Annotated in this window: 12 protein-coding genes and 2 other RNA genes; 3 read left to right on the plus strand and 11 right to left on the minus strand. The window is 42.0% G+C overall.

Features of this window, described 5'->3' with window-relative positions; genetic code table 11:
* Positions 1–35: 35 nt before the first annotated feature.
* Positions 36–300, plus strand: an RNA gene (gene ffs, locus CBS1_RS04675) — signal recognition particle sRNA large type.
* A 35-nt stretch (positions 301–335) separates the two neighbouring features.
* Here ffs and rnpB read toward each other — a convergent pair.
* Positions 336–654: RNase P RNA component class A (gene rnpB, locus CBS1_RS04680), an RNA gene on the minus strand.
* 239 nt (positions 655–893) lie between these two features.
* Here rnpB and CBS1_RS04685 point away from each other — a divergent pair.
* Both CBS1_RS04685 and CBS1_RS04690 read left to right on the plus strand, forming a co-directional pair.
* Positions 894–2,240: an MATE family efflux transporter gene (locus CBS1_RS04685; RefSeq protein ID WP_090222098.1), complete on the plus strand. Its 1,347-nt coding sequence runs from the start codon at positions 894–896 to the stop codon at positions 2,238–2,240.
* A gap of 29 nt (positions 2,241–2,269) precedes the next feature.
* Positions 2,270–2,908 (plus strand): HAD family hydrolase, encoded by a 639-nt coding sequence (locus CBS1_RS04690; RefSeq protein ID WP_033192046.1) that lies wholly within the window; start codon positions 2,270–2,272, stop codon positions 2,906–2,908.
* Between the two features lie 97 nt (positions 2,909–3,005).
* Here the strand turns inward: CBS1_RS04690 and CBS1_RS04695 are convergent, their stop codons facing one another.
* The 10 genes from CBS1_RS04695 to CBS1_RS04740 form a co-directional block, all read right to left on the minus strand.
* Entirely contained in the window at positions 3,006–3,200 is a 195-nt protein-coding gene (locus CBS1_RS04695) for a hypothetical protein (protein WP_033192047.1), read from the minus strand.
* Positions 3,201–3,247: 47 nt separating this feature from the next.
* The gene (locus tag CBS1_RS04700) at positions 3,248–3,466 is read right to left on the minus strand and encodes a DUF2922 domain-containing protein (RefSeq protein ID WP_033192048.1); all 219 of its coding nucleotides are present in this window, start codon (positions 3,464–3,466) and stop codon (positions 3,248–3,250) included.
* A complete protein-coding gene (locus CBS1_RS04705) occupies positions 3,463–3,663 on the minus strand; it encodes a hypothetical protein (RefSeq protein ID WP_033192049.1) in 201 nt (66 codons plus the stop codon). Before CBS1_RS04705 ends, CBS1_RS04700 begins: the two co-directional genes overlap by 4 nt.
* 160 nt (positions 3,664–3,823) lie before the next feature.
* Positions 3,824–4,045, minus strand: coding sequence for a hypothetical protein (locus tag CBS1_RS04710; protein WP_090222099.1), 222 nt, complete (start codon positions 4,043–4,045; stop codon positions 3,824–3,826).
* Between the two features lie 24 nt (positions 4,046–4,069).
* Entirely contained in the window at positions 4,070–5,248 is a 1,179-nt protein-coding gene (locus CBS1_RS04715) for a 6-phosphofructokinase (RefSeq protein ID WP_090222101.1), read from the minus strand.
* 154 nt (positions 5,249–5,402) lie between these two features.
* Positions 5,403–7,352 carry an early set domain-containing protein gene (locus CBS1_RS04720; RefSeq protein WP_241685571.1) on the minus strand — a complete coding sequence of 650 codons (1,950 nt, stop codon included), beginning with the start codon at positions 7,350–7,352 and terminating at the stop codon, positions 5,403–5,405.
* A 61-nt stretch (positions 7,353–7,413) separates the two neighbouring features.
* On the minus strand, positions 7,414–8,628 hold the full coding sequence (locus CBS1_RS04725; RefSeq protein ID WP_090222103.1) for a hypothetical protein: 1,215 nt from the start codon (positions 8,626–8,628) through the stop codon (positions 7,414–7,416).
* 46 nt (positions 8,629–8,674) lie between these two features.
* Entirely contained in the window at positions 8,675–9,430 is a 756-nt protein-coding gene (locus CBS1_RS04730; protein WP_241685572.1) for a hypothetical protein, read from the minus strand.
* A gap of 103 nt (positions 9,431–9,533) precedes the next feature.
* On the minus strand, positions 9,534–10,220 hold the full coding sequence (locus tag CBS1_RS04735) for a DOMON domain-containing protein (protein ID WP_090222105.1): 687 nt from the start codon (positions 10,218–10,220) through the stop codon (positions 9,534–9,536).
* A 176-nt stretch (positions 10,221–10,396) separates the two neighbouring features.
* Positions 10,397–13,021, minus strand: a complete 2,625-nt coding sequence (locus CBS1_RS04740) for an alpha-amylase family glycosyl hydrolase (protein WP_090222107.1) — start codon at positions 13,019–13,021, stop codon at positions 10,397–10,399.
* Positions 13,022–13,166: the final 145 nt, after the last annotated feature.

A 13,166-nucleotide genomic window follows, 5' to 3' on the forward strand; every position in this document is an offset into this window, starting at 1 on the left:
AAAATCTCAAAAACGTGATACAATTCATACGGGTGCCGTACTAGGCGGGGGGTTGGTGGTCCCCTGTAACCCGAAACCCACCTTAGCGGGGCCGAACTCCCCGACTGAGGCTGCCCGGGTTCGGTACCGGCACACCCGGTGGCAACGAAGGTTGGGTCCCACGCAATAACTGCCTACGAACCGGGTCAGGTCCGGAAGGAAGCAGCCCTAAGTAGGTAAGTGTGTGCCGTGGGGGTGCCCGGCTGGAGCCATGCAGGGTGTGTACGGCCGGGTCTGGACAAGTCGAAGCGGGGTGTACGGCACCCTTTTTTTATTTCAAGGTTGCATTATCACTCTACCCGAGGGAAGCTGTAAGCCGGATTCTGTCTAGACAGGCATCTGTCTATGCGGCCTACCCGGGGGAATTTGGGCGGAGCCACCCTACCCCCTGCTTGACCTTGCTCCGGATGGGGGTTGCCAAGCCGGTGCATCGCTGCACCGCTGGTGAGCTCTTACCTCACCTTTCCACCCTTGCCCTAAAATAGGGCGGTTTTCGTTTCTATGGCCCTGTCCGTGGCTCACACCACCTGGCCGTTAGCCAGCATCCTGCCCACGGAGTCCGGACTTTCCTCAGGTCAGCCTTGTGCGACCGCCCGCGCCTGTCCACTCCCCTCGGGAATTTACAAAATTTACATTCCTCAAACCTGAATAATTATATACCGCCCATTCCAATAATTCAAGAAAAATGCTTTCCTTACTTGTTCAGCATGATTTTAAAAAGTTATTTTCCAAATTGCGAAATTTTCAGTGCGTAGAACACCTTTGATAATTGCAGAAATATATGTTAGAATAAAGATGTATTGTTCGCTATACGAAACATCCTAAAGATTGCACCAAAGGAGCGTGCTTTTCAAGTGGCTAGAGTTGAAGTACTAAATCAAAGAATCGAATACTCGATTTTTCAACTGGCTTGGCCGTTGATAATTTCTAACTCACTTCAAACAATCTACAACATCGTAGACTCTTACTTCCTTGGTAAGCTTGGGCCAATCCAATTTTCCGCTGCGACCGTTACCTGGCCGGTGATTTTCACATTTATTTCCCTTGCGATGGGCTTTGCAAATGCTGGTATAGCCCTCGTATCCCAAAACGCCGGTAAGAGAGATACCTTAGCCATGAAAAAATCTGCTGGTCAGCTGTATTTAGTAACAATCGTCACAGGTGTTGTTTCAACTATTCTGGGACTTGCTTTTACAAAACCCATCGTATATGGAATAGTCGGTCCAAAGAACCCGCAAATAATACCATATGCGATTAGTTACTATGTTGTAGACATGATAGGTCTTCCACTTGTTTTTGTTATCAACTCCACGACCTCCGTGATGCGGGCCATAGGTGATTCGCAATTTGGAATGCGAATGACATTTTACATGAACGTAATTAACATGATTTTCGACCCTCTGTTGATCTTCGGAATAGGTCCTTTTCCAAAGCTTGGTGTTGCGGGAGCCGCATGGGCCACAAACTTGGGAAGGTTCGTGGCTGCAGCGATTAGTATCCAACACGCCTTTTCAGAAAGAGCTGTACTAAAAGTCCAAAAGCATGATTTCAAGCCTGACTGGAAGATGATATCTATAATCTTGAAACTTGGGCTTCCCAGCGCAATAGGTTTGTCTGTAACATCGGCAGGTTTTGCAGTCATCATGAAGTACGTAGCGATGTTCGGACCTGCGGTGATCAGTGCGTATGGTATTGGCAACAGAGTGACAAACCTTGTCTCCATGGTTTCTTTTGGTTTGGCGGGGGCAGTCTCGACAATGGTTGGTCAGTTCATCGGGGCAAGAAGGTACGAAGATGCGGAAAGGACGGTGAAAACTGCATTTTTCTGGAATGTAGTTATTGTTGGTATTCTCTCGGTACTTACGTTTGTATACGCAAAACAGGTCACAAAATTCTTCATCAACGACCCGGAAGTTATACAAATGGGGGACATATTCTTCAAGTACATTTCGTTCTCATTGCCCATATTCACGTCCTACATGATTTACAATAACGCACTTATAGGTGCTGGAAAGACTGTGCTTTCAATGATTGGAGATATACTGAGGTTATGGGGTATAAGGATTCCAATAATCGCAGTACTTGCAACAACTATGGGGTTTAAAGGGATTTTTATAGGTATGATAATCAGTAACTTGATCGTCTTCTTCATTACTTACGCATTCTTCAAATTCTCAAATTGGAAAAAAGCGATCGTATGAATCCATTTGCTAAGGAGGGTACTTAAGAAATGGATACTACACCAGTTAGATACATTTTTTTGGACTACGACGGGACGATAATTGAAAACGCGGAAGGAGAATTTCTAAAAGAGTACTTCTCGTTGCTTTCGAAGAAATCGGGTATTGAATTTAACCAACTGTTCCAGCTTGTAATGTCTTCAGTGGAAGAGAGTATAAGAAACATGCAACCGAACGAAAGCCTTTTTGAAAAGTTCAGCAAAGCGATTTCAAGCAAGTCAGAAAAACCCAAAGAATACTGGCAGAATCTATTCTACGATTTCTATGAAAATGAATTCGACGAACTCTCAAAGATAGTGAAACCAAACATCGAATTAATAGAATTAATTAAAAAAACCAACAAAAAGGTTATCTTTGCATCAAACCCTCTCTTTCCCAAAATTGCAACTCACAAGCGGATACAGTTTGCTGGTTTAGAACCCGACATGTTCTTTTATATCGCCCACATGGAAAACAGCACGTACGCTAAACCGAATCCCTTGTTTTTCCAAGAAATTCTCAACAAACTGAACATTTCACCAAATGAATGCGTAATGATAGGTGACTCGGAATTTGACATGTCCTCAGAAAAAGCTGGCATTAAATTTGTACACATCGACGAAGTGGAAAAATGGAAACCCATATTTTAAACAAAAAAGCCCTGAGGACCTTTAAATCCTCAGGGCGTTGTTAATCGAGCTTAAAAATCTTAATTCCTTATTCTCTAAACAATGTCAAATCAGGTTTTTAAAAGAGTACGAATGCAAGGTAATCTATCGCCGATGAAACAATCAAGTGGTAGATCTCCCTTGGAATCTGTATGTTTAGTTCATCGTAGAGTTCATCCATGAGTTCCATGACTTCCGCTTTCTTCTTGTCTCCCTCACCGGGCCTTTCAACAAGGTACATGAAGAGCTTAAGAATGTCCCAAACCCACTTCATCCCTATCACCCGCAATCTGCACCAAGAGAATTTCAACCATTCATAAGTTATTCGATCAGATTAACAAGGATTTCGACGTTTGTTTCTGTTAATCTTGCTTCGTCTGGTTCGAACCCATCGGGTACAACACCGAGCTGTTTGAGCTGTTGCATATCTTGTGTCAATTCTGTTGGATTGATAGAATCAACAGGTTCTGGAATGTTCAACCTATAAGTTCGCATTCTTGTTCCATCGCTTTTCCTAAACATCAGTGTGAGTCTTTTCATAATTCATCACCTACACTTTCGGTAGTAACAAGCTGAGCACTTTCGCACATGTACTTTGAATACTTATCAAGTATTGAAACAATCACTTGAGCGTTTTCGCTGTTAAAAGAATCAGAAACCGCGATACTCTGCCTTCTGTAAATAGGTTCGTTGTTCTCATCAAACCCCACTACCCATCTCAAAACCAATCTTTTCATACTCACACCCCCGTTCATGTTCCAGTACTCATACTTTGCTGCTCGCCACCTGCGCAGGCAATGAGATGTATCTACGACCAAATTGATGGTTAACGTAAAATTTACAAAATAAAAAAAGCCCAGGTATTATCCTCCCTGGGCCTGTTTGATTATCTATTTCTTATCTTCTTTTTAAACCTCTAAACGCACTGTAGATTATCCAGATCAAAAACCCTATAGCCACTATAGGAACGAGTGCAACCAAGAAGACGTACGCAATTACAAGCATTACCAAAAATATGATAACACCAAGAATCCAAACCAAAAGTGGTGTTAAGAACGGCAATAATGAAATCACTATCAGTGCAACAACCAAAATCCCTATAAGTGTGAATATCCACATTTTAGTTACCTCTTTTCTTTAGAATTACTTCAAATCCAGCAATTTATAATCAGGCAACCCGTTCTTGAATGGTGGATAGAACTCTCCCTGGATCAACGGTAGGGCGTATCTGAAGAACTTCTCGGTTACCGCAAATTTGTCAAAGTAATCCTTCGGAAGCATCTTTGTTTGTTCAGCGACTAAGTTCAGTGGTACGGAAGAATACCTAATCTCGTATGGATCATCCGAAACGCGCTCCATTGTGACCATAACACCGTAGTTATCCTCAAGTGCATACCTCACTGCCATCCTTCCGCACATCTCAGCTTCCTGGACATCAGTGGCACTTGCTATATGCCTGCCGCTTCTTTGCAGATAGTCCGGAATTGCAACATGCGTTTTCAAACCAAGCTCGGACCTCACCATTCCAGCGATAGTAAATCCGACACCACCAAGCTGTCGGTTACCAAAACTGTCGGTGAATCCCATATCCGAGACAAAGAAACCATCGGGATACTTCAAACCTTCGGCAACTGCGATTGCGCAGTGCCCCTTTTTCGAAACGACATTATCAACCGCAGCGATAAACTCATCCTTATTGAAAGGTTCTTCCGGAAGTAGGACAATATCTGCGCCTATACCATTCACCCAGCCAAGAGCTGCCGCTGCAGCAAGCCAACCTGCATGTCTTCCCATGATTTCCATAACAAAGACTTGTGTCGAGTCCACGTACATACTTCGCAAATCAAGAGCTGCTTCCATCATTGCTATCGCTATGTATTTCGCAGCCGAACCGTACCCTGGACAATGGTCGGTGTGGGGCAAGTCGTTGTCAATTGTTTTGGGCACACCGACAACTTTCAGTTCATATCCCCTTTTTTGTGCTTCCATTTGTAACCTCCAAGCTGTATCCATAGAATCGTTACCACCATTGTAGAAGAAATATCTAATATCGTTTTTCCTAAAAATCTCGAAGAGTTTCTCTATGTCAGATTCGCTTTTCAGCTTTTTCCTGCACGACCCAAACGCACCTGCAGGAGTATACCTCAGAAATTCTATGTCAAGCTCAGTTGCATCTAAAAACTTCTCTTTCAAAACTCCTGTAACACCGTTGATGCCGACGTATATTTCCAAGCCGTTCCTTCTTGCCTCATCGATAACTCCGTACGCGCTCGCGTTTATAACGCTCGTAACTCCACCCGACTGTGCGTACAACGCCTTCATATCAACAACACCCCCAAACTCCGTCCGAAATTTTATAGTCTCCAAAGAATACTTATCAGTATTTTACCATAAGAGTCTGAAAAAACAAACAAAGCCCCGGAGGTTCCAACCCGGGGCTTTGTAATTTGTAAAACAATAATTATTGGACAACAGATTAGAAGTTCACATACCCACTAATCATTATTGTATTTGTCATTATGTCTGTAATATCTGGATTTTCTATCTTTATGTTAAGTCCTTTTTCCTTATCGAACAGTCCGAACAAGAGGTATACCTTGGTTGGATATGTGTAACCCAAACCAACTTTGTAACCATCCGCAATGTACGTAACATTCCCACTCAAGTCCGCACTTGAAATGTCGAAAGAACCAGAAAATGCCAATTTTTCTTTACCAAGCACAACGTTTCCACTCATTCCGATTATCGAACCATCGAAATCAACAGACAACCCCAAGAGCTCGGTATCGAAACCAAGCGCGAAGTAGTAGCTGTTGTCCAAACTGTAAAGTCCAACGAGCGAGACATTTATCGCACCTTGTAGAGAATATTCACCAACAACTGAATAGTTATTTGTGTAATAATCCTTCGCGCCGAAAAGTCTAATACCACCGAACTCAATACCTGCTATCAAGGGCAATTTGTTACTTTCGTATCCCAAGCCAAAGACGATGCTGGTGTCTTTCGCAATTTCGTAAGAAAACACTATTCCTGTATCCTTTCCTTCAACAGGCAAAGTCCAAGGCTTTTTGTAGTGGAAACCAACAAGCAGTCCATCGTTTTTCATTCTCAGCAATGCGTTGGAAATTGCTGCACCACCGTATGTCAATGACAGGGAAAGGTCTGGATTTGGGGTGAACGTTAATGTCAACTTGCTTGTTGCCCCAGAGAAAACAAGGTAATTTGTTGCGTTCGTTTGAAGTGTGTATGTGAATTCGTATTTCCCTTTTACTGGTAGTCCCCCACTTTGTGCTTCTACTCCCTCTATTTTTAGAAGCCCATCCTTTTGGACTAGGTTGAAAACACCGTTCTTACCACCAAAGCCATCTGGTTCATACCCAGGTGCGTGCAGGTCTTCTTCCCAAACGTCGTTTCCACCAATTACAAAAACGTATTTATATTTGTGAACCCCCGGTTGCAGAGCGAGTGAAGTCACCCAATAACCATCAACAAGTTGCATCTTCTGCGCCCTTGGATTCCAACCGTTGAAAGTTCCGGCAAGGTAAGCCTCCTGCGCGTTCTCTTTCTTAACAACAAACACAACCTTGCCATCGACAATTGAAAGTCCCGGAGTTACCTTCACGGTTGTCACTACTGCTGGCTTTTCTTCTACTTTAACTACTTGCTCTTGCTTTCCTTCCTTGACCGCTCCGGCTGGTGCTCTCACAACGAGCTTTCCACTTTCCATAGCAACTTCAAGAACTGAGTTCAACCCGCCAAATCCGTCATCTGTGTACGCAAATGCATTCGGGTCTGGTATCCAGTTACCGTCAACAACAAACTTGTATTCGTACACCCCTGGCTTTAGTTCCAAAACCGCTTCCCACCAGCCATCTTCGATGAAATAAAGCGGTGTGTCATCAGCTTTCCAATTGTTGAATGAACCAGCGATATATGGCTGCTTTGCATCCTTGTTGTAGTAGCGGATGATGACGTAACCATCGACATCAACGAAAATTGTGTTCTCTCTCTTTTCGTTCAACACATATTTCTTCCCAGTTGGTTGGGCTTGTGTACTTTCCGCTTGCCCTAATATTTTGCCGTCTGGTGTAAGTGTAAACATTCCATTTTTCCCGCCGAATCCGTCATCTGTGTATGCTGGAGCTTCTGGGTCTTCTTTCCAAGTCTTGCCGTCAATAACGTACTTGTATTGATAAGTACCGGGTTTCAACTCGACTTCGTACACCCAAACACCGTCAATTAATTTCATAGGCCATGCAGTTGGACTCCAATTGTTAAACGAGCCTGCAAGATAGACAACTTGTGCTTGAGATTTGAATGTGAATACGACCTTACCATCTTTGTACTGAACAGCAGCAAACGAAAGTGTGAAAACAATCAAAAATGCAACCAATAAGAATCTCCTCATCATTCTCAAACCTTCCATTAACTAACGCACCTCCCAATTTTTAACCAATTTATCGATAATTTTTTCAAACATCTGTTCATTACCACCAGGTGTTTATAATAACATTAACAACTGGCCTGAATGGATTATCACCTGCAAAATCACCATTCCCGAGCTGCATAGAGATTTGAGCATTCTGAAATCCTGTCAATTTCAGTTCACCGAAGAAGAAGTCCTTTTCTTCGTAATAACCTATAATTTTCTGGTATTTTGCAAAGGCTGAGACGTTGCCAAACGACCTTCCCAATTCCAAGTAGTATATTTCACCTATTGTGTTAACCGAGGAGTGTATCGGTTTACCGAACGAGTAAGACGCTTTTCCTGAAAAGTCCATAAACGAGAACGTGGACCCAAAAGTTACGATGAACTTTCCCCACTCTGTTGGCATGAAACCTGTGACATCAGAAAAACCTACCTTTTTGAGATTCGCAAAGAATTGACCGAAATTAACATCTATACCAGCTTCGGAATTGTTGAGCAAGTCATCGAGAGTGTTCTCAAAATCAAAGTTTGTGTTCACATACGTATTAAACGCCGGTGAGCTGCCAAATTTGTACCACAAGCTTACGACATTCTGATTGCTTATATTCGTCGGGCTCAACGCTAAGCGAGTATTTGTAGCACCAGCAAGAATGTACCTAACTCCCCAGTTGTAGCTTCCTTCTGCAAGCGATAAAAAGGCGACACTGTTTTTGAGTTCAAAGTTTGTTAAATCCTGCTGGATGAGTTCATAACTTAGATTAAAACCTGAGACCTTTTGATAACCGGAAAGCCCTACGTCAAACCTATTCCCTCTCTTACCGAGTATGACTTTGTGGTTGGGAATCATCGGCACTGGAGCATCGAAATACATCACATCCGCGCTCAGAACCAACTTACCAAAAGCGGTATTTACATCTATCCCATCCCTGCCACTGTCAACTTTGTACAACACAACTGGATCACTTGTTGAAATGAAAGATATATTTTTGTACAGGTTCAATTTCAAATCGCTGAGCTTTAAGGAAAGCTTGGCAGACTCCAAATTGCTGTCTTTCAAACTTATCGTAAGGTCAAAATCTTTGCTAAACGCCGAAGGATTCATTCTAAATTCGGTAGAAATAGACATCTTGGGCTGTTCAAAGCCGTTCGAAAAGTCAAAGCCGAGTGAAAAATTCGCCGAGTAAGTCGATTGGAATGCAAAAACATATGCGGTAAGTAGCAAAGTACAAAACAATATTGCTAACCGTTTCATTAAATTCCGAGCATTTCTCACGCCATCATCACCTCACAAGGTAATTATTCATATTTACCAACAAAGGCTATTTCTTCTCGTATTTCACTTCCAGAATAGAGAATTTTGGATTATACGTGAACGTTACATCGTACGTTCCAGCCTCTGGGAGCGAGAATGATGCGTCTTGCCCCATCCCCGCATCGTATTTCTTCCCATCGTAGTTCATTTCCCACGGCTTCCAGTCGTTGTCTGTTCTTGAAAGCTTGTATTTGTACTCTTTCTTCTCACCTGTGAAGTTCGTTCTTTCGTACAAAAAGACCTTCTTTGCACTATCCCAATTCATCTGCCCTTGCGACAAATTCCAACCGTTAATTTCCCCACCAATTGACCAGTTCTTAAGTGCTGTTTTGAATTTCTCAGAATCACCCACTCCAACCGCCTGACCGTTCACCATAGCCGTTGGTGTTGCGTAGATGGTCAGTTTAGTATCAGAACCGAGGTTTTCTTTCCAAACGGGTATTGCCGAAGAGACTTTCGTAACTCCACCTTGTTTGTAGATAACCTTGTACCATCCGATCGAAAACTGAGGACCTGATCTACTCGGATTAAACGTGACAGATGCAACCGGTAGTTCAAATACATATGCATCTTCCTCGCTACTATAAGTCATTTTGTCTGCTTCTGTTGGCACCCAGCCATTCCATTCTCCGACAACGTACGCACCATCAGGTAATTGTAGGTTCAATAATTTCATACAACTTGAAACGGTTCCAAGAACAAGTAAAAAAATCGAGATGGTGTAAAGCAAAATTAACAAACTTTTTTTCTGCCCTCTTCTCAAAAAAATCACCCCTTTTACAAGCTGCTGGGTTTCTCAGATTTTACCATTAAAGAAGGGGCTGACGCCCCTTCTAAATGGAAATCTATAGTTAGAGCTTTGTAACTTATTTTTTTAGAGGATTAGAAATAGTCTTAGCTATGACAACCGGCACGTTATAACCACCATCTCCAGCTTCAAATCCCTGATTCGGGTAGAAGTCACCTGCGTATTGCTTGCTTCCGTCATCGCTCAACCCACCAGTTAATACGAAAACAGCCTTTACAGAAAGTTTATTGGGATCCGTGACACCAAGCTTATTAAGTGGGACGGCTATTTCGACTACTTTGTGACCATCAGATGTTTCTGTTGATGCAAGTGTAACTTGAACACTCGTAGCTTCAGCTGATGTAAATCTCCAAGCACCGTAGCCATCGCCCCATGTTTCAAGGACAAAGTCCACATCACCTTTCTCGAATTTGTATTTTCTTCCCCAAGGATGTTTGGTTGTGTCTTGTGCACCAGTTACACCTGAAAGGTCGACGATGACCATGAAGTTGTTATATCCTTCTTTCGTGAATTCTCCAGCAATGTAGAGGTTCGTTGCATCAAAGAGAATACCAGCTTTGTGGATTTCGTTATTTGCACCCCATCGTGAATCTGTTGCTCCGTCGGTGTAAACATAGTTTCCCCAATCTGAAAGGCTACCGTCAAGTGTCACGGTCTTAAGGAGTGGTGGAGCCTGGAAGAGTTCACAACTCGTAAGCAGCAACACAACCAAAACAGCCGCAAATACCTGCAGTACTTTCTTCATAACCCATACCTCCCCTTTCTAAAGGTTTTTTAAGTTCAGTTACTAAGTAGCAGCGGACATCGTTAGAACAAAATAGGTCGATTAGATCATCCAAATTTATATTATACTATTTTCCAGAGCATAGATTTTTCGTCGTGGAACAAATTCCACACTCTTCCAATTGTAAAATACAATTCTTAGTCCTTCACAAACACATACACTTGCCTTGGATTGACTGTCCAGTTGGTATCTTGGCTCAGTGGTGATTCGTTTTTATTGCCAAATTCAAACAAACTCCCATTAAAGAACGCATACCAGACCCACCTGTATCCACCTGGTAACGTGTAATTGTTCGGCCAAGTTGGGTCTAAGTTTATCAATACAAGCACTTCCTGATTTCCGTAGACTCGTTTGATAACGTACAGGTTCTTCCAGTCGCGTTCTATCGTTATCGAACCTTTCGATAGAGCCGGATATGTCTTCCTCAGGGTTATGAATTGTTTAAAGAAGTTATTTATCGTGTAACCATTCATCTGCTCTTCTACTGAAACCCCATCATTTGGATCATCGTACATCGCACCATCGACGTTTGCATTTCCAAATGTGATTCCTTTTTGCTGGTAGACAGGCTTTGTCCACCATGTCTGCCCAGCTCCACTTTGACTTGCGTACCACTGCATCGGCTCTCTCACCGGCAAATCCCACGGGTCTTGTCCCCATTTCCATCCTCTCAAGCCTATTTCATTCCCATAATAAATAACAGGCATACCGTTTAAGGAAAGCAAGAGCGCATTTGTTAAAATATACTGCTTCGTACCAACTTGTGTGTTTCCACTATACTTTTGGTCGATAAGTATCGATATCCATCTGTTCAAATCGTGATTGTCTATGAACGGGAAATGTTTTACGTTGAGATAATAACTCGCTCCATTAACCCATGAAATTGTTTCTCCCAGCAGGTTATCTTTCCCCTCATGGTTGCCTGTTATTCCATACATGAATGTGAAGTTGAACGCCGGCATCGGTGCAAATTGTGAAAGAACCGATGGATTTCCATCGTACACTTCCCCGACAACTATCGCATCGTTTCCTAACTTGCTCCTGATGTAACTTTCTATTTCCCTCGCGATTGCTGCTGAACCTGAAATGCCGTCGTCCCAATCCCACCCTTTATAATGCTTTGGTGCATCAAGTCTGAATCCATCAACACCAACCGTTATCCAAAAATCGATTATCCTCTTTATCTCTTCCATTACCGCAGGGTTATCGAAATTCAAATCTGGCATCGACAAATCAAACAACCCAAAGTAATAAACTTTTTGACCTTTAGAGTTTATCTTCCAGTGCCAGTGGTTCCATCCGTCTCTATTTTCCAATGTCATGATGTAATAATTCCAATATTTCGAATTCGTTGTATTTTCAACCGCATCGAGGAACCACGGATGGGTATCGGAAGTGTGGTTAACGACTAAGTCCATAACCACCCTGATGCCGTTTTGGTTGAGCTCTTTTATCATATTTTCAAGGTCCAAGAAACTACCGTAATCCGGTTCCACGTCGTAATAGTCCTCGACATCGTAACCATGGTATGATTTGGCTTTGTTGAAAGGAAGGAACCAAACTGTGTCAACACCCAGGGATTTAAGATAGTTTATCTTTTGAGAAACCCCTTTAAAATCACCTATTCCATCACCATTTGAATCGTAGAATGAGCGTATGAAAAGAGTGTACATTGTTGAAGATGTCAATGGTACGTTAATTGACGTGATATTGACGTTTGATTTGTCAATGTATTCTATCTTGCTTTCCTTTCCATTGACAACCGCACGGACACCAATTTTTTGCACATTCCAAAAATCTACCCCAAGGAGTTCTTTTGTACTTGAGTGTGAAGTTGTTATGTCCCAAAGAGAAAGGTTGTTGTTTTTATCCAAAAGATAAACGTAAAATTTCGCGTTAGCTATCGACGAAGGATAAGACCAATTTATCGTTAATTCGTTCGTATCAACATTGTAGATAGCACCATTAATTGTTGGAGCGAGTGCCCCGAATTTGTATGTAATCTGCGGATGACCTTCTGCTGGGTCAAAGAAAATCCTAAATCCATCTAAAACACTTGTAAGTCCAGGTTTTATTTCAACACTTACAGCTGTTTCGTCCAAATTGTTACTCCATTCTTCTGAAGTTGCCTTATCCTTCAGCCTTGCAGAAATACCAACAGAATACACTCTTGGATAGCAGTCAATAGAGATACTTAATCTTGTAGCTTGTGGTGTTATCTGGAAATTCTCATCTTTGATAACATTACCTGAGCTGTCTTTTAGAAGAGCTCTTAATTCCTGAACATCATACATAACCAACAATTCATCATCTAAATCTACAAAGACTGCAAGATAACCATTTACAAATTTTGTATCTATGGAAATTGTGTAACTTTGCCCTGGTTGGAGGGTTTGTGTTTTTTCACCTGTAAAGACCAAGCTGTTGTCGTTTCGTTTTCCATTTACAACGAATTTGTAGGTACCACCTCTTGGTAATTCAAATGAAAATGATATATCTTTATTTTTGTTCACACTCTGCTTAAGAACTTCCGTGTTCGCCGAATCGTAAACAATCAACTCGACACTCGATACTTCGTCGATGTATGCATTAAGACCATGTTTTATGTCCTTCGTTTCTACCGGTTTGGGAGTATTAACATTTATCGAAATTTGTATCTTGCCAGCCGTTTTCAAAGAAGAACATGCTGAAAGACTAAGAACAATAATTAAGACAATCAATACCACAAAAGATAATAAGCTAAGCTTGTTGATTCTGAGCACGCTAACTCAACCTCCCTGGCAATTTATAAGTTTTACCATTTTGTTATTTTATCATCTTATCAAACCATAACTTCAAGCTCTTGGAACTTTTTCCAAAAAAAAGAAAAGCCCCTTGTTGCCATTTCTGACAACAAGGGGATTATCA

The organism is Fervidobacterium changbaicum, assembly GCF_004117075.1.
GTDB lineage: Bacteria > Thermotogota > Thermotogae > Thermotogales > Fervidobacteriaceae > Fervidobacterium > Fervidobacterium islandicum.

Bases quoted from the DNA above. Each gene is read 5' to 3' on its own strand.
- CBS1_RS04720 (WP_241685571.1), bottom strand. From the start codon at position 7,352: ATGGAAGGTTTGAGAATGATGAGGAGATTCTTATTGGTTGCATTTTTG.
- CBS1_RS04700 (WP_033192048.1), bottom strand. From the start codon at position 3,466: ATGAAAAGACTCACACTGATGTTTAGGAAAAGCGATGGAACAAGAATG.
- CBS1_RS04695 (WP_033192047.1), bottom strand. From the start codon at position 3,200: ATGAAGTGGGTTTGGGACATTCTTAAGCTCTTCATGTACCTTGTTGAA.
- CBS1_RS04735 (WP_090222105.1), bottom strand. From the start codon at position 10,220: ATGAAGAAAGTACTGCAGGTATTTGCGGCTGTTTTGGTTGTGTTGCTG.
- CBS1_RS04715 (WP_090222101.1), bottom strand. From the start codon at position 5,248: ATGAAGGCGTTGTACGCACAGTCGGGTGGAGTTACGAGCGTTATAAAC.
- CBS1_RS04710 (WP_090222099.1), bottom strand. From the start codon at position 4,045: ATGTGGATATTCACACTTATAGGGATTTTGGTTGTTGCACTGATAGTG.
- CBS1_RS04705 (WP_033192049.1), bottom strand. From the start codon at position 3,663: ATGAAAAGATTGGTTTTGAGATGGGTAGTGGGGTTTGATGAGAACAAC.
- CBS1_RS04690 (WP_033192046.1), top strand. From the start codon at position 2,270: ATGGATACTACACCAGTTAGATACATTTTTTTGGACTACGACGGGACG.